Genomic DNA, 22,994 nt, shown 5'->3' on the forward strand with positions numbered 1-22,994 from the left:
TAATTAAAACCAAAACAAACCGCATAAATTTTCGACAATGAGTGTAGGTGTGAAATCTTTGTAGATCAAATGTTAAAAAATAAAATGTGAAGCAGTTCACGTTAAATTTTTAAGGTGTTGAAACTATTAAATTTATTTATTCTGTTTTTTCAAAAGTTTCACTTTGTAGTAAAAATAACCGGAGGTCATTATTTTTTACCCAAAATTAAATCAACTGTTCGATAGGTTAAGTTAGCTATTTATAACAAAGTGATATATTTAAAGCTTGATGATGAGTTAGTAGGGGATTTGAATAATGGCTTAAAATGGTTGGCCGAGAATAAAATACCGGCATCTTAGCCGGTATTTTACAATGACTGAGTTAGCTCTATTTTGTGAGCACTCTATTTGTACTCTCAATACGGATATTAATAACCGCTACAATCAGTTGATGTTGTGTGATTACAACCGTCTCTACCTATATAGTTTTGGGTTGAATATTCTGCAGCGGGTAGTTTGTCCAAGGTTTGATTGTTTTCCGTTAGCATTTCCATATAATCAATAAACCCTTGTGCATATTCAGTGTAAGTGTTTACATACTTACCGGCATTATAAACTGTACCAAAAGTAGTGTAGCCATCCTGACCGCTGGCAATAAAGTCGTTCGTGACCAAAGTATAAGTGGCAGTTAAATCAATTGCTGCCCAATCACTACTCACTCTTGAATTCACCTCAAGATTGCTGATTCTATTACCTTTAGTTTGTGATGCATCTACATCAAAACGTAAACCAGAGGCATAAGGATATGCACCGTTTGAGCCGCCATTATCTAAGGTGCTGGATAATGCATCTTCCAAAACATCTTTAATTTGCTGGCCAGTCATATCCAAAGTGACCAACGTATTGGAGAAAGGCAATAAGGTATAAGCATCGGCAATACTGTAATCACCAGCTTTTACATCCACTCGAACACCACCGCCATTTTGAATGCCAATATCTGCCGTTGGGGTGACCATCATAAATGCTTTTGCGACTAAATTTGAAATATCGCTGCCACGGGCATAAGTTTGTGAAACCGGACAAACCGTTGAACGTACTTCACCAGGGAAACGTACCAAACATAAATCTGATGCTACTGTGCCAATGATAGTTTGAGTTAGTTCTGAAACTTGCTCATCGTATTCTGCAATTAAAGTGGTTGTTGCTGTATCTGGTTGAGTCACTACAACTTCGGAATGGCTGGTTAGTGCTTGAGTAACTAAAGTCATATCCTGATCAGTTAACGTGCGGGTTTCATCATCATTATATTGGTAGGTAAATTGATCTGAAATCGGCATTAAAGGCTCGCCCTGACAGGCTGAAACTTTACCGTTTTTATCAAAACTTACCTCTAATTTACCCATAATATGAGCATATTCCCAAGCTTGCACAATACACACCTGATTACCGGATTTATCGGTTACCCGGGTTGGATATTGTGCCGCAGGATTAAACCCTAAATCTGAAAAGGTTGAGTCACCTAATAGCGTATGAGAATCGCCACCAACAATCACGTCAACACCGTCTAAATTAGCTGCTAATACTAAGTCATTTTGATACTGATAATGTGTCATTAAAATAATTTTATTAATGCCCATTTCAGTTAATTCATCAATATATTGTTGGGCTGTGGTGGTTTCATCTAAAAACTGAGTCCCCTCATCTGGCTGGGATGAATTTTTAGTTTTTCCAGCGATATCTATACCGATAATACCGATTTTTTCGCCTTGCTTTTCAATAACAGTATAAGGCTGAATATAGCCATCTTTAATTGCCGATGTGTCAGCCGGAACCACATTGGCTGCTAAAGTCGGTGTATTACAGTCGGTTGAATTGAGCTCATCTAAAAAGCTGGCTAGACCTGCATCACCATCGTCAAATTCATGGTTACCTAACGCAAATGCATCAAAACAGATTTGGTTCATCACCGCGGCATCGGCTTCACCTTTGTATAAGCTGTAATAAAGTGTACCGGTAATTGCATCACCAGCATGTAATTTAAGGACATTTTGGCTGTTTTCGCTTTCGGTATTAAATAAGCTAACCAACATAGGAAAACCACCATAAGTGACGGATATCTCAGTTATGCTCTCATCGCTTTCTGTTTTAGCTGACAGGTTTAAGTTGGATACGTCATAATCAAAACGCTCGGCCGTTAGATGCGAGTGGTGATCATTTATGTGTAAAATGGTTAGATCAATCGCTTTTGACTGATCGTTATCATCATTTGTATTGATATCTATACTACAGCCGGTTAAATAAGCGGTGCAAGCTAAGCTGACTAGGCTTAATTTGAATAAACTTTTCATAAAAACTCCGTATTGATTATATTTGTCTGAATAATAATCAATTAAATAGGTCGCTAAAGTTGCAGATTTTTGAAGCTATTTTGACGGTTTTTATGAAAGACTACGGTAAACGGCTTATTCGCCATCCAATGCAAATAATAGGATAAAGACAGCATGCAAAAATAAGTGAAGTGATAGGGACAGATAATTATAGTATTAGCTTTGATATTGAGGTCAAAAAATTGAATATAATAGAACAAAAAACACGTCAGTTTATTCACTCCAAACACATGCTTAAAGCATTGACTATTGCCTCCTTTTTAGAGTCTATTATTGTGCCAATCCCGCTTGAGGCTGTGCTTGTACCTTTAATGCAAGCCAAAAGAGATAAGTTATGGCTATTGGCTTTATTTGCGACTTTTGGGTGTTTATTAGGGGCTTTACTTGGTTATATGGCGGGGTATTATTTATTTGATTTGGTCGGGGAGTGGGTTATTTCTAACTTTGCCGACGAACAAACTTTCCAGCAAGTTAAGCAGCAAATGCATACCGAAGGGTTCTGGTTTATTTTAATGGTTGGGGTGATCCCAATTCCTTTTCAAATCGCTATGTTAGCCGCTGGCGCGACAGAATATTCATTACCCTTATTTTTACTCGCCGCGGTGATCGCAAGATCAATCAGGTACTTTGGCTTAGCTGCTGTGGTTTATCTGGCGGGTAATCAGGCCGAACGCTTAATTAAGCAATATAAATGGAAAGCGGTTTTGGTATCTGCTTTGATCATTCTAATTTTATGGGCAGGTATAAAATTAATTTAAGCTTTGGTTTTAGAATTGACAGTGATATAAAAAACAGCCGGAATGACCGGCTGTTTTTTTAGCTTTAGTTAATAAAAGCAAGTTTATTGGCAGCTTGACGGCGCTGCTGAAATAATATTGCTTTGACCTTGTGAATACGCAGATACATAAGGGGTTAAACCGCCTTTACCCGCACTTGCCATTACATAGTTACGTAAATCAGCGCCGGCAGTTAAGCGATTCGCATAAATGGTGTTTTGCGAAATACCATTGTAATCAGCAAACATATTTGGAGCAGAGCCATCTTGTACATCTAAAGCGGCAGAAGCGCCAGCCGTTGTACAGTTTGCATCTGACTCATACACATAGCTGTTGACGACTTCTAAATTACCGTCGCGCACAGCACCATCAAATAATTCGATTTGCCAATCACCTAAGTCATCACCTTTAGAGTTAACCACATTATTCATAAATAAGTTATCTTCAACTAATGCGCTACCGCCAACCCGCACACTCATTATGTCTTTACGGTATCCATAAAATACATTGTTAAACATGTGGGTTTGACCACGGCGTAATAAAGGTACACGACGCATTGTATTGTATGAGCTTGAGCCAAAGTTATCGTCGGTGGTGATAAATAGATTATTATGAATGGTGGTTGTGATTTGAGAGTTAATTGCTCTGCTATCACTTGAACCATGCAAGGCGGCACGTTTTACATTGATTAATTTGTTAAATGAAACGCTGATATTGTAAGCGCCCACTTTCACATCAAATGCTGAATCACCTGTGGTATCAAATGTATTTTGATGGATCCAAATATCATGAGACTCACCGGTTGAGCGGATCATATCTGGGTCAAGATCATGATCTTCGGTATGACCAACCCCAACAAATTTATTGTTGGTAATAATCACATTTTCAGATTCATGGGTAGATGCGCCACTGCTGTCTGCACCAATTTTGAAACCGTTAAATACAAATGTTGCATTTGCACCACGGCCATCAATTGTGGTGTTACTGTCAATCATATAATTGCGAATAGGCAAATTACTGTCGTTTAATTCGCTATTAAAGAAAGTTTCTAAACAGTCTGACGATGAAACACCGTTAGCACTACACCAAGCTTGTGGGCTACGACAAGTTGCTTCGTCAACACCCAATGCTGATTGTAAAGATGAATCGGCACAATAAGGGCGGTACATCATAATTTCAGTTTCGCTGGCAAAATCCTGTTTATCAAACACAATCCAGTTATGAGCAGGCGAAGAAATGGCTGCTAAAATTTGATCTTCAGGATTATTGTTGGTGATAACCACTAAGTTACTGCCACCTGCCGGATTATAACCACCGGTTGCATTTTCACCATAACCAACAGGTTTACCTAACGAATTTGCTAAACATTCCACAATTTCCTGATCGGTTTGTAATGATGATTCACGCCAATTAATAGCCGGATTATTAATTAATTCAGCACAAGTTGCATTTGGGTAATTAACAACGCCATCACCATTATCACCGCCGTCTCCTGTACCTGAGTCACCACCATCACCAGTGCCAGAATCGCCGCCGTCTCCTGTACCTGAGTCACCACCGTCACCTGTACCTGAGTCACCACCGTCACCAGTGCCAGAATCACTGCCATTATTACCAAGGCTGATGTAGTACAGATTCATGGTGTCATCTTTGGTGATTGAATGGCTACCCGCAGAAAGGGAAACAGAAAGCACACCATTAGAGACTGAATGGCTAGTGCCATCAATATTAATGCTGCCACTTTCACCATCATTAAATACTAAGACTAAGTCACCATCAGCCGAGGATGTGAAGTTGATAGAGGTGCTAGATTCAATTTTTAACGCTTGAGTTAAAGTTAAACCATTGTAATTAACAGTGCCTTTTGAAGAAGAAAGGTTACCGCTAATATTAAAGAAATCACTGGATATACCTGATTCAGTAATATTTAATATTTCTGATGTTGTATCGGTATCACCGCCAGTATCACCACCAGTATCACCGCCAGTATCACCACCAGTATCACCGCCAGTATCACCACCAGTATCACCACCAGTATCTCCACCAGTATCTCCACCAGTATCGCCGCCAGTATCGCCGCCATCACCAATTTGACCATTACAGTCGCCCGGTGCTTGGCTTGAACCTGTTACTGTTATTGCATCAATATTAGCTAGACCTGCGGCATCTGTTGCCTGTAAGCGAATAAAGTTAAGGCCAGCGCTTAGGCTAATGGTTGTTCCGTTTACGGATGAATAATTTGTCCAAGCACCTGTAGATGGCATTGCTACAGTGCCAACTAAACTATCATTAACAATAATGGCAGCTGGGCGATCATTTGCACCATTAGCATATCTGGCACTTAATGAAAAATTACCACTTGCTGGTACATCTACTGCATAAACAATACCTGCGCCAGTTGTATTTTCAGAGTTAGCATAACCAACGCCAGTGTAACCTGTGTGGTCACTTTCTACAGCGCCCTCAACAAAACAGAAGCCGTTAGCATTTTCTTGTAGTGTAAGGCCCACCGCAGGGACAGCAGGCTCTTCAGGATCTGTCGGTTCTTCAGGCTCAACAGGCTGCTCAGTTTCTTCGCCATTATTATCAAGGCTGATGTAATACAGGTTCATCGTGTCATCTTTGGTGATTGAATGGCTACCCGCAGAAAGGGAAACAGAAAGCACACCATTAGAGACTGAATGGCTAGTGCCATCAATGTTAATACTGCCATTTTCACCATCGTTAAATACTAAGACTAAGTCACCGTCAGCTGAAGATGTGAAGTTGATAGAGGTGCTAGATTCAATTTTTAACGCTTGAGTTAAAGTTAAACCATTGTAATTAACAGTGCCTTTTGAAGACGAAAGGTTACCGCTAATATCGAAGAAATCACTAGATATACCGGATTCGGTAATATTTAATACTTGGGCACCGGTATCTGTACCTGGATCGGTCGGCTCTTCAGGATCCGTTGGTTCTGTTGGTTCAACCGGATCGGTTGGTTCAGGCACATACACTGAGCAAGAGCCATCTGAAACGGCTAAACCGGTATTTGCACCAGCTGTTGCGGCTAACATATTTGGAATACATTCTGCCGAATCTACTGAATAACTATAAGGCATAGTAACATCAGTGGTTGAGACAACATTAGGTCCTGCCGGGTGATTATCATCATCATCGGCTGTCCATACAACGCTATTAGCCCAAATGTTACCGCTAACTTCCCAATAACCCATATCGTTAGTGTAGAAAGTTCCCAAGGGGTCTTTAGCATTTTCAAAGTAGTTATTTTCAACTAGCATTTGTGCGCCAACACGAGAGTTGATGCCTGATTTATTAATACCATTAAAATGGTTGTTATAACTGTGACCAATACGACCACGCATGAGTGGTGCGCGTGAATCAATATTCTCATAAATATTATGATGGTAGGTTACTGGACCATTTTCAGTATCGCTTGAACTAGAGCCGACCAGACCACCGCGGCCTGAGTTACGTAAAATACTGTATGAAAGCGTTACGTATTTAGTGTCGGCTTTCATATCAAATAATGCGTCATATCCGTCTGACTCTCCACCTTGCGCTTCAAGCGTAACATGGTCTACCCAAACATTAGAGACGTTTGATTCCATACCAATAGCATCACCACCGTTTGAGGTCGGTGAGCCGGATTTTTTGACATTACGGACATGCACATTTTGAATGATAATGTTAGATGAACTACGAATATGAATGCCTAGCTCGTCAAATAATGCGCCGTTACCAACCCCAATTAGCGACACATTACTGATTTCTTTAAGCTCAATAACACCATCTGCGGTATTACAGCTATCTCCAGATACTTTACTGGTATTACCGTGGTTAATTGTGCCTTCAACTTGAATAATAATTGGCGTATCACTGGATGCTCGGTTACAAAGTGCTGCGTGGATTTCTGTACCTGTTGTTGCATATACCACATTACCGCCTGCACCACCGGTTGTGCCGCCATTTTGAGTATGAAAACCGGACGCTATTGCGCTACCAGTTGATAACACGCTTGCGATTGCTGCGGCTCCAACTGAATATTTATACGGAGTTTTGATTTTCATTAAAATCACCTTTTGCTTGAGTTTATTATTTATCCTAATTAATGCTACCGGTGGTAATTTAATTGCCACCGGTAGCATTAAGTTTGAAAACTATTCCAGCTTTATAAAAATATTTTCGCGCTGAATAAATTTTCGTCGATGAGTGTAGGTGTAAAATATTTGTAAATCAATTGTTGTTGGTCAGGGTGTGACGCTATTCACATTATTTAAAAGTTAACTTATTAATAAATATAAAGAAAAAAATTTGAAAAATTATTGTTCGTATAAATCATATATAACAAATTGTTTTTTATAACAAAATAGGCGTTTTATTTTTATTGTTTATCGAGCTAATTTTACTTTGATGGTGATGGCCTCAATCTAATTGAGGCTTGTTAGATTGGTTATCTTATAGGGAAATTATTGTTTTATAATAATCTGGCTAATGATGCTTTTGTTTTGGATAGGTAATTTTTTGGATAAATCTTATATATAAACTGATTGAGCTATAAAAAAGCCTGATTAAAAATCAGGCTTTTTAGCAATGAAACATGCATCTTGAGGTAGCACGGGTATACCAATTTAAACAGAATTAAAAATCGCGGATTTCTACACTGCTATTGTTAAAATTAAACTTATTGATTTTACCGCATTGGGCAAAATGATTGTTACTTGAGTAAGGCGCATTAACCTGAGCTATATTTGATTCCCAACCTTGACCGTTTTTCACAAACGCTTTTAACTCAAACCAGCCATTCACAGCTTTACTACAATCCATTTCAACATCAAGCATCCAATAATGTTGTCCCCAAATGTTAAGTGGCTCTGTGCCGTAACCATCTGTTGCAACTGTTTTTTCTGTACCCCAACTGGTTGGCCAAATATCTGTAGTCCAATCCATTGCTGTTCCTTCTGCTGACGAGCTTTGGCTCGCTTCAACACCATACCAATCTAAATAGTTGTCGTTAGCTTTCCAAGGGCTGGTTGTTGCATTAATCAGATTAAGATGACGTATTGGCATTGCACAATCAAAATTAGTGGTATCACAGTTGCGGCCTAATTGATTATTTGCATAATCGTGATCTATCCCACCGCGAATAAACATATCTTGTCCACTTTGGGTTTGTGCTTGAATAAAAATAACTGTACGTTGCCAGTCGTCGTTATTATCACAGTTTGGAGTACAACCAACAGGGATTATTTTAGCGTTATGGTGAATTGCGATAGCATCCCAAGGGGCAATATCTAAGTTAATTGTACCATTTTGGTTTACGGTAACTGTTTCACCGCTACAGCTTGCGCCATCTGAGCTTAGTTCACCTTTTAAAACGTTACAGTATGTACCAGGTTCCATATTGGTTTGAATGCTGGCTGTCATGTTGTAATCTTCTTTGTTAATTGCAACATGGCCTGACTCTCCTCGGCCAAATGCGATTTGATTATTACCATTATCCCACCAGTTAGTCGTTGTCCAGGTTGCGGTGGTATTGTTTCTGAAATCCACTGCACCGGCAATATACGACCATCTGTGTTCACATTTCCAATTGGTATCAAAACATTCAAGTGTACCGTTGTTGTGTACTGCTACGCCCGGACCACCTGCATCTGTATCGCCATGATAATCATAGCTAGACATGACTTTTGGATAACCATAAGGGTAAGCAAGCATAAATACGTTCGCTAAATCATAAAGCCGCCCATCTTCAAATGTAATGACATTACCTGCGCCGCCGTGGCCTCTTTGGTTATCGTGATTATCAACAAATACCACCGCAGATGAACTTGGCATAAATCCCCAAGCTTCGCCAAAATTACTTAACCAAGCTAGTGAACCATTGCGGAAAGTATTACCCAATTGGGTGCTGTATTTAAACTCGGTGACTAGCCCTGTACCAGTATATTCAGCAGCTGTGACCGCTTCGCCACCTTGATCAATAACTTCCATAAAAACTAGTGGCGTGCCATTAACTTTAGATAATATGCCCTGGATATCAGGTACAGACATGTGTTTTGAAGCATCGAATCTAAATCCGCTTACGCCGATATTTTGTAGGTCGTTTAGATATCCGGCAATGGTATCCTGGACATAACTTGAGCTGGTATTTAAATCTGGTAAGCCAACTAACTCACAGTTTTGAACGCGCCATCTGTCGCTGCCATAATCGCTTGAGTTGATTGTACAAGATGAATGAAAATCTTGCGGGCCATAAATTGGGAATTGGCGATTACCATAAGTGCTGCCTGCGGTACCTGTACCACTGCCTGCCCCCATGTGATTTATGACAGCATCAACATAAATTTCTACACCTGAGTTGTTACAACGCTCAACCATATCAATAAACTCGGCTCTGCTACCGCCACGGCTTTGTAATTGATAACTCACTGGTTGATAACGAGTCCACCACTGGCTACCCTGAATATGCTCATTAGGTGGTGAAACTTGTACTGCAGCATAACCTTTAGGGCCTAGGTATTGTTCACATTCCGTTGCTACGTCTTGCCACTTCCATTCAAATAAGTGAACAAAAGTAGTTGGATCAGCATGAAGGGGGGTAGATATTACAGAAACGCTCAGGGCTGCTATTAAATTTAACGTTATGTTTTTCATTTGATTTCCTTAGTACTTGGTTAGCTCTTTATGTTACTAAGGTGTAATTTTTATGTTTAATTTGTTTAACTTTCAAAATGAATACGTATGCAAATAAATCATCATACTTTTATTGCTTTGTAGTAAAAATAACTATAAAAATAAATTAAATATCCTGAGCTAGGACATATATGTAAATTTTCCTTACAGACTATACGACGGTATCTTATTGTACTTTACCACCAATACTTCAGCGATTTATCAAGGACACAGATATATCTTGATAGACAAAAGTAAACCTGATTGGACGTAAAATGACGGTAGCTTAATATTAATTAATTTAATATTGAGAGGGTCATTTATATCCCGCTTAGATTAAATAAAATCAGTAACTTGAAGCTAACTATCTCCTATATATTTAAAGTGTAAATAAGTTTTAATAACTCAGTGCGTCACCAAAAGTAGAGACAGGACAATAAAATATCTTAAATGTTAAAAAGACCTTATGAAAAAGTTCCCCTTAGCTTTAAGTATAATTTAAAGCCAAAGGGGTGATAGGTTATTGGCAACTACTGGCTGCTGCGGCAATAATGTTTGTTGTGCCGGCAGAGTAGCTGGATAGATAAGGCGGCATCCCATTTTTACCCGCACTTGCTATTACATAATCTCTGAGTGAGTCATTGGCTGTAAATAAGTTTTCGTTAATTGTATTTTGTGAAACAGAGTTATAATCGGCGAACATATTTGGCGTTGTGCCGACTTTAGTATCCAACGAAGCTGAATTACCCGATAGTTCACAATTTGCATTAGATTCAAAAACATAAGTGTTATTTATTTCTAAATTACCTTCTTTTACGGCCTCATCAAACAAGTTAGTTTGCCAATCAGTTAAATCATCGCCTTTTGAGTTGGTGGCATTATTGATAATTAAGTTATTGTCTAATAACGCACTGCCGCCCACGCGCACACTTAAAATATCTTTGCGGTAACCATAAAACACATTATTAAATAAATGCGTTTGACCACGGCGTAACAAAGGCACCCTACGTAAGGTATTAAATGAGCTGGCACCAAAATATTCATCGGTAGTGACAAATAAGTTGTTGTGAATGCTGGTTCTGATTTGTGAGTTAATGGCTCTACTGTCACTTGAACCATGCAGTGCGGCGCGTTTTACATTAATTAATTTGTTAAATGAAACGCTGATATTGTAAGCGCCCACTTTCACATCAAATGCTGAATCACCTGTAGTATCAAATGTATTTTGATGGATCCAGATATCGTGAGATTCACCGGTTGAACGGATCATATCTGGGTCAAGATCATGATCTTCGGTATGGCCAACTCCAATAAATTTATTATTGGTAATTATCACGTTTTCAGATGTGGTTGTGGCGGTACCGCTGCTATCTGCACCTATGGCAAAACCATTAAATACAAAGGTTGCGTTAGCACCACGCCCATCAATCGTTGTATTACTGGCAATGACATAGTTGCGAATAGGGAGTGCTGCATTGTTTAGCTCTGTGTTAAAAAAGGTTTCTAAGCACTGTGCATCACTGATATTATTTTTTTCGCACCAAGTTTGAGGTGAGCGACACTCGGTTTCGTTTAAACCTAATGCAGATTGCAAACTGGCATTAGTGCAATAAGGGCGATACATCATAATTTGAGTTTCAGTTTTAAAATCGGCTTTATCAAATACAATCCAATTGTAATCAGTTGACGAAATCGCAGCTAAAATTTGCTCTTCCGGCTTGTTGTTTGTAATGATAATTAAATGACTGTCTCCGCTATTATTATAGCCACCGGTGGCATTTTCACCATAACCAACTGGTTTACCTAAAGAGGTTGCCAGACATTCAATGATTTCCTGATCGCTTTGTAATGATGATTCACGCCAGTTAACTTCTGGGTTGTTGATTAACTCTGCACAATTTGCGTCAGGGTAATTAATCACTCCGTTATCATCGCCGCCAGCTTGATTACTGTTATTGGCTGTTTCATCGGTTGTTGAAGACGAATTATCCGTTGTGTCAGTTGGATCGAGTGATGAGTTATCTGTTGTTGAACCGGCTGAATTGCCTTGAGTGTAATACGTTTCAAATTCAGCTATTTGAGGTGTAGCATTTGCCGAATCTATATAAAAACTGATTTTGTTTAAACTAACAGCGGTAAAACTAATTAATCCGTTTAATCCTGTGCCAGAAGCAAGTTCAGCATTATTATCTTCATTGATAACCCGCCAAGTTTGAATACTGCCAGCTGAGCCGGAGGTTTCAATTATATTGATTGCATTAATTTGCGAAGATAAGTTTTTAACAGAAATTCGACCGGTCGTTCCATCTGGTGACCAGTAAGTTGTTAAGTCTCCATCTTTAACATTTCCATAGCTTGATCCGCTGGCTTTTGAGCTGCCGTCTGCACCTGCTGATAATGAAAAGTTAGTATCTGACGGAGTGGGTTGCTCTGGGTTTTCTGGATCTGGGTTTTCAGTATCCGGTTCTTGCGGTTCAGGGTTATTTGGCTCTGGTTGAGTGCTTTCCCCTGTACCTTCAATTAATGTGACGCCACAGCTTCCGTCTGAAATCGCCAGTGATTTATTCGCCCCGGCTGTATTATTAAGTAACTCTTTTACGCAACTTGCATCATCAAGCTGATAGTCGTATTCAATGGCAATGCTGGTGGTTGACTCCGGGTTTGATCCAGCTGGGTAGCTTTTATCACCTGCGGCGGACCAAGTGACAGAATCTGCCCAAATATTACCGCTAACATCCCAATAACCCATATCATTAGTATAAAAAGTACCTAACGGGTTTTTCGCGTTTTCAAATACATTATTTTCTGCCTTTATTTGGCCGCCGATTCTTGGATTCATCCCTGATTCATTTAAACCATCATAGTGGTTATTAAAAGCATGAGCGGTTGCATGGCGAAGTAAAGGTGTACGAGAATCTATGTTTTGATAAATATTGTGATGAAAGGTGACAGGGCCATTATTACTGTCGCCATCGGTTGAGCCGACCAAACCGCCGCGGCCTGCATTTTTTAAAATACTGTAGGATAAAGTGATATATTTGCTGTTGGCTTTCATGTCAAATAGCGCATCAAATCCCTCATTTTCACCGCCGCTCGCCTCTAATGTGACATGATCTACCCAAATATTGGATACATCTGATTCCATCCCGATTGCATCGCCACCATTTGATACAGGTGAGCCTGATTTTTTTACGTTTTTAACATGCACATTTTGAATAATAATGTTAGATGCTTTGCGAATATGAATCCCGATTTGATCAAATACAGCGCCACTGCCGACACCTAATAAAGTGATATTACTGATTTCTTTCAGCTCAATTACATCTTCTGCGGTATTGCAACTATCGCCCGATACTTTGCTGGTATTGGTGTGATTAATGGTGCCTTCAATTTCAATAATGATAGGGGTATCACTGGATGCACGACTACAAAGTGCCTGATGGATTTCGGTTCCTGTGGTTGCTTTGACCACTAAACCGCCTTCGCCACCTGTTGTTCCACCGTTTAAACTGGCTGCTCCGGTTGCGGTGTAAGCTTTATCTGCGGTATCCGGATTATCTGTTGGTGTCTCTGGTTCTTCAGGCTCGGTTGGGGTTTCGTTATCAGTATCTTCAGTATTGGTATTCGTATTATTATTATTTTGATTACCGTTTTCGGTTTGTACTGAATCTTTTGTATCTGTATCAGACGAACCACCGGAGCAAGCTGTTAACAAACCAGCAGATACGATAAATAAAGCATTTAAATAGAGTTTATTCATTTATATTGATCCCTGTTAGCTGTTTGGGGCTTTATATCAATAAAGTTTATCAGCTAAGTGAGTTAGAGGTTTTGCATTGTAAAACAATTGCCACCGGTAGCAAATTGTTTTTGTTTAAAAAATGTATTTATTTTGTATCTTCTTAATCTAGTTAAATTAATTACAGATGTAAATGTCTAGGGGGGCGTATTTTTAAATTTCCCCTCTCGATGATAATTTAAAATACTTGTTAAATAACAGTTCGTTATGTTTTCTACATTAAGATAATTTATACTTTAAATTGGCTTTGTTTGTTTTTTGTTAATATAAATGTTGCATTTTTGGGGTTTGAAAATATAATGCCACCGGTAGCAAATTGGGCAGGTTTATTAAGAAAAGTCTATTTGTTACTTACTATAAATAATTCAAGCATATTTTTATTACATTCGAAGGAAGAACAAACGCATGAGAGATACTAAAGCATTTAACTACAGCAAAATATTTGCTGGTATGTTGTTAACTGGGGCGCTTGTGCCTTTAGGTGCGTCAGCTGCAGAAAAAGGAGCTGATGAAGCCGAGGTGATTCAAGTAACTGGTTTTAGAAGTAGTTTGAATGCCGCCCTGATGTCAAAACGTGATGCTGTTGGGTCACGTGACGTTATATTAGCTGAGGATATCGGTAAATTTCCTGACTTAAACGTGGCTGATTCACTTGCTCGTGTTCCAGGGATCTCAATGGAAGAAGATGGTGGTGAAGGTCGCCAAATTACGATTCGCGGTTTAGGCTCTCGTTTTGTTAAAACAACAATAAACGGTATGGAGTCAGCTTCTGCTGGTTCTGGCTCTGATGCGGGTGGTGGTTCCAATAAATCACGTGCTTTTGATTTTAATATTTTTGCATCAGAATTATTTACAGAAGTAACGGTCGATAAATCACCATCAGCAGAACTTGAAGATGGTGGTATTGGTGGTAATGTTAATTTGCAGTCAGCAAGACCATTCCAATACCAAGGCACTAAGTTGTCTTATAATGTTAATGCTCGCTATAACGATATTGCAGCAGAAACAACACCTCGTATGTCTTTTATGGCAAGCCAAAACTGGGATAATAAATTTGGTATTTTAGGCTCGGTTGCTTATTCAAAAGGGGTAGTCCAATCAGAAGGTTCATCAACTGTTCGCTGGACTGTGCTTAACCCTAAACATAATGGTGAAAAAGGTGATACGGATGCTTATGGCGATCCTAATTTACTCATAGAGCCACCAAAAACGATTATAGATGGCGATGAAAACGGAATTTATGACGATGATTATTTAGATGGGAAATTTGTTCCGCGTATTCCTCGTTATTCAATTTATAGCCAAGAAAAAACACGCTTAGGTATTACAGGTGCCGTTCAATATGCACCGACGGAAGATCTGACCATGAGCCTAGACTGGTTACATGCTAAGTTAGAAACAGACGTTAATGAATATCAATATTCGGTGCTAATGCGTGATAATAAAGGTACTGCCCCGGCTATTTATCCTGAGAATTTAGTTGCAGATGCGAATGGTAATATTGTCGCTGGCGCTTTTTCTAATGCACCTATTCGTTCAGAAGCACGTAAAGATAACTCTGAATCGACATTTAATCAGTTGTCTTTTAATGCTGATTGGTACATTAGCGATAAATTAAAAATGGAATTTTTAGCAGGTGTTGGTACATCTGAACTTGATGTACCGTATCAGAATACATTTGCAATTGACTCAAATAATTCAGTTGTTGCTTATAGTTATGACAGTTCTGTTGATCCTATGGATTTGATTAATAATCAGGGGACAACTACAGCAACTGGGCAAATGAATATGGATATGCCATCATTTGCTTTTATTCCTAATCAACCTCAATTTGCTGACGGTTCTTATGCTGGTGGAAGTTATACTTTAGAGCAGTCAAAAGAGGCGATGACAAATGGTTCTAATTATGACGTTGCATTAACTCGTACCGCTAGCCAAACTATCGAAAGTGAAAACAGCACACTCAAATTAGATTTCAGTTACGAGTTAAATGAGGAGTTTATCTTAAAGTTTGGGGTTAATTCACGTTCATTTGAAACAGAGCAGCACTATTATCGTAACTATTACAAACGTTTAAAAGATACAGAAACTCGTGCAGCAAATGATCCTAAAGCCAGTACAACGGGTAACCGAGCGGAAACTTGGGCTGTTGACTATGATGCTGACGAGCAAGGTAATCCATATACAGGAATTGATTTAAACGGTGCTTTATATGCTACTACGCTTGATCAGCTAGGTATTGAATTTGGTAACTCAGTTTCTGTACCGGGCAGCTCTGCTCTCACTCAATCAACTTGGGTTGCTGCTGATTTTGACAAAATGATGGCTGCATTTGGTGATAAAGAATTTATGCAACGTCGAGAACGTTTTGATCAAACCTATAAATTAAAAGAAGAAGTAGATGCAATTTATTTCCAAACTGATTTCAATGGTGAAGTGGGTGGATTTGATGTTCGAGCGAATTTAGGTTTCCGCTATTTGGATAACAAAAATACCTCCTCAATAGCAAATAAAGATCATTATAATTCAAATACTTTATTGGCAGGTTTTGGTGATGGTGCAAACTATAAAAATGGTTATGGCTGGGTGACAACTGTAAGTACCAGTAATAACTTTTTACCATCATTAAATATTGCTGTTGATTTAACCGAGGACTTAGTTGGCCGCTTTAGTGCTTCAAAAGCAATTACTCGCCCAGCTTTATCTGATTTAGCTTCATCTGTTTCTGTGAGCGTGCCGTCAACTAATGCCGAGACTGGAGAAGAAAGTGGTGGTTCAATTAAAGTGGGCGCAGGCCCTTCTTTAAAGCCTTATGAAGCCACTCAGTTTGACCTAGGTTTAGAGTGGTATTTTGATCAAGAAGCTTTATTAGGCGCCGTTGTATTTTATAAAGATATTTCTGGTCTATCTAAAACAACTAAAAATACAACTTTAAGCCGAGAATTTCTTGAAGGGCTAAATGTTGATGTGGACGGTAATGAATTAATTACACCTGATACGGTTTGGTCTATTCAGAGCCTTGAAAACACACCAGCAGAGGGTATGTGGGGTTATGAGTTAGTTTATCAGCAACCATTTACATTCCTACCAAAAGGGTTTGATGATTTTGGTATTATCGCTAATTATACTTACATTGATTACACTCGTGATGTTGAAGACCCATTCACTGGTGAAATATTAAATTTAGTTGAGGAAGAAACTTCAAAAAATACTGTTAATACAACTCTTTATTATGAAGGTGATAAGTTTAGTGCTCGTGTTTCCTATAACTACAGAGAAGGTTATAACAAGCAGTATTTAAATGAATATAAAGACGAAGGGACTTTTGTCCGTGGTTATGATGACAAAGGTACTTGGAAATTCTCATCTCGTTATAAATTAGATGAAGATATGTCTGTGTCTTTTGAAATTATTAATTTAACGAACGCAGAAAAGAAACAGTGGGGTAATATTTATAACCAACAACCAATGGAATATTTTGTAAATGGCCGCCAATTCTTAATTGGTTTACGTGGTTCATTATAAAATTCTGTTTGTTATAGGTAGTTATAACACTTTTTTCTGAACTATATTCAAGGCTGTGTACATACACAGCCTTTTTTCATTTTTTAAATAATCTTCTTAGTTATCATTGATTAAAATACAATCTAAAAAATTTAAAAAATGTTATTTTTTTTATTGCCACCGGTAGCATTGTGGTGTATGGTTAAAAAAATGTTATTCATTTTGTTGTTTAATGTTTTAGCCCAACTTATTTTTAGGGCTGATTACATTAATCTAAAATGTAAGTTTTAAACTGTTTTTTAAACAAAGTAGTGAATTTATAAATTACAACGCCAAGTACTAAACACAGAGGAGATATAAGTATGCAACGTGTTTTTAAAAAGAAAAAACTACTCACTTGTATGGGGCTTATTTTAGGTCTAAGTCCACTTACAAATACTATTGCTCAAGAAGCAGGGGCAGAAGAAAATATCGAAACCATTGAAGTTAAAGGTTTTCGGTCTTCATTAAACAAATCATTGGCAACTAAACGGGTGTCTGTCAACGCCAGAGATTCAATTGCTGCTGAAGATATTGGTAAGTTCCCTGATTTAAACATTGCAGAATCACTTCAGCGTGTTCCTGGTGTGGCAATTTCGCGTGAAGGTGGTGAAGGTCGCCAAATTACGTTACGTGGTTTAGGCCCATCATTTACTCGTACTACCTTAAATGGTATGGAAGTGCCAGCGAGTACTGATGGTACTGACTCTGGTGGTGGTGTAAACGGTGGTCGTTCGTTCGACTTTAACGTATTTGCTTCCGAATTGTTTAACCGCGTAGATATTCAAAAAACTTCAACTGCAAAAGCAGAGGAAGGTGGTATTGCCGGTACTGTTGATATGTATTCTGCTAAGCCATTTGATTCGCGTGGTTTCCATGTTGCGGCATCTGCACAAGGTGGCTATAACAGCATAACCGAAGAAATTGATCCTCGTATGTCCTTTATGATCAGTAATACATTTGCTGATGATACTTTTGGGGTCTTATTCTCAATTGCTAAATCTGAAAGAACTGTTCGTCAGGAAGGTTTTGGCACAGTGCGTTGGACTACACCAGCTAAAGATGGAAGTGGTCCGTATGCTGATACTTCATCTACTCAAGTGACTGGAGATATAGATGTAGGTAATTGTGAAATTGATGGTAATGCGGTAGATCCTGTTAATTGTTTATGGACTCCTCGCTTACCTCGCCCTGACTTTTTTGGTAATAAGCAAGATCGTTTAGGGATGACAACTTCAATTCAATATGCACCAACTGAAGATATTGTTTTAACTTTTGATGCATTGCATTCTACATTAGATAACGATCGTACCATGTACAATATGTTTGAAATGTTCAGAAGTACTTTTGATGAAATCACTCCTGTTTCTATTACGGTCGCGCCAAATGGTAGTCAGGTACAGGCTGGTGTATTTGATAATGTGCAAAACCGTATTGAAAGCCGTCAACAAATTTCTGAAACTAAATTTAAGCAGTATGTATTATCAGGTAAGTTTTTCTTAAATGATTATATGACGCTTGATGCTATGGTTGGTACAGCAGAGTCTGATGCTCGTTCGGAGCAATACCGCTATAATATGACAGGTGAATATCATAGATTTGGGTTTGATTTTAGTGACAACTCAGATTCACCAGAGTTAAACTTTTTTGGTTATAACTATAATGACCCAACAAACTATGATTTAACCGATGGCCGTTTACGTGCAACTGATGTTTTACGTGAAAACGATACAGCAAAAGTTGATTTCACTTATGACTTAGATTCTTTCATCTTAAAAGCTGGTGCTGCGTATAATGACAGAACAGTTACTTACTATGAAGAAGAAATCCAAGGCTTCCAAGATTTATCCAAAGGTAATGGAGACACAGCTGAAGGTTACACTGAATTATTACCATACGACGATTATGGTAGTGGTTTTGATGGCGAAGATTTGCCTCGCTTTATTGTTGCAGATTTTGACAAAATCAAAGCTGATTTATTACCGACCGTGTGGTCACCAAGAACCGGTAGTAACTGGATAGTCAATGAAAAAACATCTGCTATTTATGTTGATTTTGATAGTGAATTTGATATCGGTGATATGTTATTACGTGCGAATGCTGGTGCTCGTTATGTTAAAACTGAAACTGACTCAACAGGTTACCTTGTAACAAATGGTGAGATTGAGCCAGTTAGTATCGGTAACAGCTATAATGACTTTTTACCGTCAGTCAATTTAGCTTTAGATGTAACAGACGATGTGATTGTCAGAACTGCATTATCAAGAACAATGACTCGTCCTAGTTTATCATCATTAAACCCAGGGGCACCTTCGTTTGACTATATTAATGCTCGTGTCTCAACAGGTAACCCATTCTTAGACCCATTTAAGTCTGATAATTTCGATTTAGGGGTTGAGTGGTACTTTGATTCAGAAGCATTAGTTGCTGCGACTTATTTCTATAAAGATATTAAAAACTTTATAGAAACAAACACAGTTGAGCGTTTAGTTGATCCTGCTTATTATGCGTTTATTGATGCTGACCCTCAATATGAAGCAAGTATTGCGCAAGATCCAAGAACTACACCTTATGAGCATAATGTACCTGTGAACTTATCTGAAAGTAAGGTGAAAGGGATGGAGTTTATTTATCAACAACCATTTACTTTCTTGCCAGGTAAGTTATCTAATTTAGGCTTTGTTGGTAACTATACCCGCGTATCTGCGGATGGTATTACAGGTCTTTCTGAAAACTCATATAACGCGACTTTATATTATGAAGAAGAAACCTATGGTGCGCGTTTATCGATGAATAAGCGTGATGATTATATTACACGTACACCGGGTAGTAATGGTAACGCTGAGGAAGCAACTACAGGTCCTACTCATATTGATTTAAGTGCGTTTTATAACATCAATGAAAACTTAACGTTAACACTTGAAGTGATTAACCTGACAGATGAGTACGAGCGCTTATACACCACTGGTGATGGCGACTTAAACTTAATGCGTGAATATAACCATACAGGTACTCAGTACTTCTTTGGTGCACGTTATAATCTGTAATGAATGCTTTGAAATAAGCTAATAAAATGGCCGGCTATTGTCGGCCATTTTTGTATTAAAAGCTTTTTGATGTTGAGCATTTTATTAAACATTCTGGAGTCTTAGTAATGAAAAACTATTTAAGTTCTGTCGCTTGTGCTGTGATGTTGGCTGGTTTACCTCAAGTTGTGGTTGCAGATACTACTGCAAATGGCTACCAGCAGGAGATCGACAATATTGTCGCTAAAATTGAATTGCCGAATATTCCCGATAAACAAACCAGTATTCTTGAATACGGTGCAGTTGCCAATGATGGCAAAGATGATTTAACTGCGATTCAAACGGCTATCGATACTTTAGCTAAATCTGGAGGCGGTACGGTTGTCATTCCCGCTGGTGAATGGTTCAGCGCAGGTGCAGTTAATCTTAAAAGCAAAATTAACCTAAAACTAAACGACGGTGCTGTACTATTATTTTCTGCCAAACCTGCGGATTATTTACCTGTAGTTAAAACACGCTGGGAAGGGACTGAAATGTATGGCTACTCCCCGTTAATTTATGCTGCTAATGTCGAAGATGTCGCAATTACCGGTAAAGGCATAATTGACGGTAATGCAAATAGTGAGTTTCACCCTTGGTATGATTTAGCGCACGATGACATGCAAGCTATTCGTACTATGGGCATTAAAGGTACACCGGTAGAGCAAAGACAATTTGGAGAAGGCCATTATTTACGCCCGAGTTTAATTCAGTTTTTTGGTGCTAAACGAGTATTATTAGAGGGTTATACCAGTAAAAACTCACCATTTTGGGTGAATCATTTAGTCTATTCCGATCATGTAACTGTGCGGGATATTAAAGTAGACAGCCATTTACCCAATAACGATGGCATAGATTTAGACTCTGTTAATTATGCTGTGGTTGAAAACAGCCATTTTAGAACAGGTGACGATTCGGTGGTGATTAAATCTGGGCGCGATAAAGACGGCCGAGATATAGCTAAACCCAGCCGTCATATTGTTGTTAGAAATAATGATATGGGTGGTGAAGATGGCATTGGTTTAGGCAGTGAAATGTCGGGTGGAATCAGCCATGTTTATTTTGATAACAATATTTTGCGCAAAGGCAAAGCTGCGATCCGTTTTAAAGGTTCACTTGATAGAGGTGGATTAGTTGAGCATATTCGAGTTACCAATATGAAAATAGAAGAATTTGATGACTTATTCTGGTTTCAGCTTAACTACCCAGGGGTCATTGAGGGTGGACATCCATCTACTTATAAAGATATTGTGTTTGAAAATATAGAAGTGGAAAAAGCGACAACTGTATTTGAAATGCACGCATATAAAGATGCGCCATTGCAAGACATTATATTTAAAAATGTAACGGTAAAAGAGGCTAAAACCCCGTTTGTTTTAGATAATGTGGTTGGATTAAAAATGGATAATCTGAAAATAAATGGCCAGAGATTAGATGGCGAACTAAGCTCTGTAAGCAATTGATCATCACTATAAACTAACCAAAATTTAAGTTGGCAAAGTTGATGAAAAGGTTAAGCGGCAAACCTTAAATTTGCCGTTTAGTTTTCATTAAATCCGGTTGAATCTCTGATCACTAATTCAGGGTGTACCGTACAGTTTTGAATAACTGCCTGAGGATTATTGCTTTCTATTTTTGCGATTAATTTATTTGCTGCATAAACGGCCATTTGTCGAACCGGACGTTTAATTGTGGTTAATGCAGGAATAATCCGCGATGCAAGTAAGTTATCATCGAATCCACAAACCGATAACTGTTCCGGTACTTTTATGTGTAACTCGGCAGCGGCTTTTAATACACCTGAAGCCATTTCATCGTTATTACAAAAAATAGCGGTTGGTCTGTCGTCTAAAGTAAGTAAATGCCTACCTTTTTCAATGCCACTTTCGTAAAGGTTAGTGCCTTCAATTAAATATTGATCTGGTAGTGCTCTATCCATATTTTCCATGGTATGAATAAACCCTTCATAACGCTCTTTAGATGAGCGGTAATTAAGTGGGCCTGTGATCATAGAGATTTTTTGATGTTTTAGCGAAACCAGAAAACGTGCCATATCAGCGGCGGCATGGCGATCATTTGACATAACAAAGTCGTCAGTTTTTTCTGAGTAACCCGATACCATACGAACATAAGGAATGGCGTTTTCGTCTAACGTTGAGGCTAAATCGTCTACTTCTGACGCTGGTGGTAATAAAATGATACCGTCTAATTTAGAGCGGCGAACAAAATCTAAAACGTTATCATTTAAATCGGTACTTTTATAGCGACAAGGGTGGACAACCAGCTCGTAACCTTTTTTGCTGCAAAACGATAGAATCCCGCGCTGAACTTCATCAATGTAAAGTGCATCAGGGTTATCGTAAACTAAACCTAATAAATAAGAACGGCTCGAAGCTAAGCCCCTAGCTTGTTTATCTGGCACATAGTTGTACTGCTCGATAATTTTTTCGACTTTTAGCTTGGTTTGTTCACCTACTTTAGGTGATTGATTAATAACCCGAGAGACTGTTCGTTTAGACACGCCGGACAGACGTGCAATATCGTTTATCGTTATTTTTTCGTTCGCCATATTACTGTAATCTCTTATAATCTAGCCAGTTTTTACCATAAATTAGGCTTTTGAGCCATCATTTATAGAACCCCATTGAATAAATGACTATTTTTAAACTTTTTATTGACATTGCCACCGGTGGCATAATATATTATTTAACATCAAAAGTTAAATAAAATTTAATAAATATTATTATTTTTTACTATTTTCAGTTAA

9 protein-coding genes are annotated in these 22,994 nt (G+C 38.5%); 4 read left to right on the forward strand and 5 right to left on the reverse strand.

Translation table 11 applies throughout. From position 1 onward, the window contains the following. Positions 1 to 407: 407 nt before the first annotated feature. Entirely contained in the window at positions 408 to 2,327 is a 1,920-nt protein-coding gene (locus N7931_RS00895; protein WP_262791359.1) for a bifunctional metallophosphatase/5'-nucleotidase, read from the reverse strand. A gap of 269 nt (positions 2,328 to 2,596) precedes the next feature. Between N7931_RS00895 and N7931_RS00900 the strand changes: the two genes are divergently transcribed. Next, the gene (locus N7931_RS00900) at positions 2,597 to 3,124 is read left to right on the forward strand and encodes a YqaA family protein (RefSeq protein ID WP_410369318.1); all 528 of its coding nucleotides are present in this window, start codon (positions 2,597 to 2,599) and stop codon (positions 3,122 to 3,124) included. Between the two features lie 83 nt (positions 3,125 to 3,207). Here N7931_RS00900 and N7931_RS00905 read toward each other — a convergent pair whose 3' ends face one another. The 3 genes from N7931_RS00905 to N7931_RS00915 all read right to left on the reverse strand — a co-directional run bounded on the left by N7931_RS00905 (position 3,208) and on the right by N7931_RS00915 (position 13,580). After that, a complete protein-coding gene (locus tag N7931_RS00905) occupies positions 3,208 to 7,215 on the reverse strand; it encodes a CBM35 domain-containing protein (RefSeq protein WP_262791360.1) in 4,008 nt (1,335 codons plus the stop codon). A 571-nt stretch (positions 7,216 to 7,786) separates the two neighbouring features. Next, entirely contained in the window at positions 7,787 to 9,802 is a 2,016-nt protein-coding gene (locus N7931_RS00910) for an alpha-amylase (RefSeq protein WP_262791361.1), read from the reverse strand. Between the two features lie 538 nt (positions 9,803 to 10,340). Continuing rightward, on the reverse strand, positions 10,341 to 13,580 hold the full coding sequence (locus N7931_RS00915) for a pectate trisaccharide-lyase (protein WP_262791362.1): 3,240 nt from the start codon (positions 13,578 to 13,580) through the stop codon (positions 10,341 to 10,343). A 444-nt stretch (positions 13,581 to 14,024) separates the two neighbouring features. On the opposite strand from N7931_RS00915, the gene N7931_RS00920 reads away from it, so the two are divergent. The 3 genes from N7931_RS00920 to N7931_RS00930 all read left to right on the forward strand — a co-directional run bounded on the left by N7931_RS00920 (position 14,025) and on the right by N7931_RS00930 (position 21,690). Beyond that, entirely contained in the window at positions 14,025 to 17,144 is a 3,120-nt protein-coding gene (locus tag N7931_RS00920) for a TonB-dependent receptor (protein ID WP_262791363.1), read from the forward strand. A gap of 341 nt (positions 17,145 to 17,485) precedes the next feature. Then, positions 17,486 to 20,209 (forward strand): TonB-dependent receptor, encoded by a 2,724-nt coding sequence (locus N7931_RS00925; RefSeq protein WP_262791364.1) that lies wholly within the window; start codon positions 17,486 to 17,488, stop codon positions 20,207 to 20,209. A gap of 107 nt (positions 20,210 to 20,316) precedes the next feature. Further along, positions 20,317 to 21,690: a glycoside hydrolase family 28 protein gene (locus N7931_RS00930; protein ID WP_262791365.1), complete on the forward strand. Its 1,374-nt coding sequence runs from the start codon at positions 20,317 to 20,319 to the stop codon at positions 21,688 to 21,690. Between the two features lie 77 nt (positions 21,691 to 21,767). Here the strand turns inward: N7931_RS00930 and N7931_RS00935 are convergent, their stop codons facing one another. Beyond that, positions 21,768 to 22,796: a LacI family DNA-binding transcriptional regulator gene (locus tag N7931_RS00935; RefSeq protein ID WP_262791366.1), complete on the reverse strand. Its 1,029-nt coding sequence runs from the start codon at positions 22,794 to 22,796 to the stop codon at positions 21,768 to 21,770. Positions 22,797 to 22,994 lie beyond the last annotated feature (198 nt).

The organism is Catenovulum sp. 2E275, from assembly GCF_025515275.1.
In the GTDB taxonomy this organism is placed as follows: Bacteria; Pseudomonadota; Gammaproteobacteria; order Enterobacterales; family Alteromonadaceae; genus Catenovulum.

Bases quoted from the DNA above. Each gene is read 5' to 3' on its own strand.
- N7931_RS00930 (WP_262791365.1), top strand. From the start codon at position 20,317: ATGAAAAACTATTTAAGTTCTGTCGCTTGTGCTGTGATGTTGGCTGGT.
- N7931_RS00900 (WP_410369318.1), top strand. From the start codon at position 2,597: ATGCTTAAAGCATTGACTATTGCCTCCTTTTTAGAGTCTATTATTGTG.
- N7931_RS00920 (WP_262791363.1), top strand. From the start codon at position 14,025: ATGAGAGATACTAAAGCATTTAACTACAGCAAAATATTTGCTGGTATG.
- N7931_RS00905 (WP_262791360.1), bottom strand. From the start codon at position 7,215: ATGAAAATCAAAACTCCGTATAAATATTCAGTTGGAGCCGCAGCAATC.
- N7931_RS00925 (WP_262791364.1), top strand. From the start codon at position 17,486: ATGCAACGTGTTTTTAAAAAGAAAAAACTACTCACTTGTATGGGGCTT.
- N7931_RS00915 (WP_262791362.1), bottom strand. From the start codon at position 13,580: ATGAATAAACTCTATTTAAATGCTTTATTTATCGTATCTGCTGGTTTG.
- N7931_RS00910 (WP_262791361.1), bottom strand. From the start codon at position 9,802: ATGAAAAACATAACGTTAAATTTAATAGCAGCCCTGAGCGTTTCTGTA.
- N7931_RS00935 (WP_262791366.1), bottom strand. From the start codon at position 22,796: ATGGCGAACGAAAAAATAACGATAAACGATATTGCACGTCTGTCCGGC.
- N7931_RS00895 (WP_262791359.1), bottom strand. From the start codon at position 2,327: ATGAAAAGTTTATTCAAATTAAGCCTAGTCAGCTTAGCTTGCACCGCT.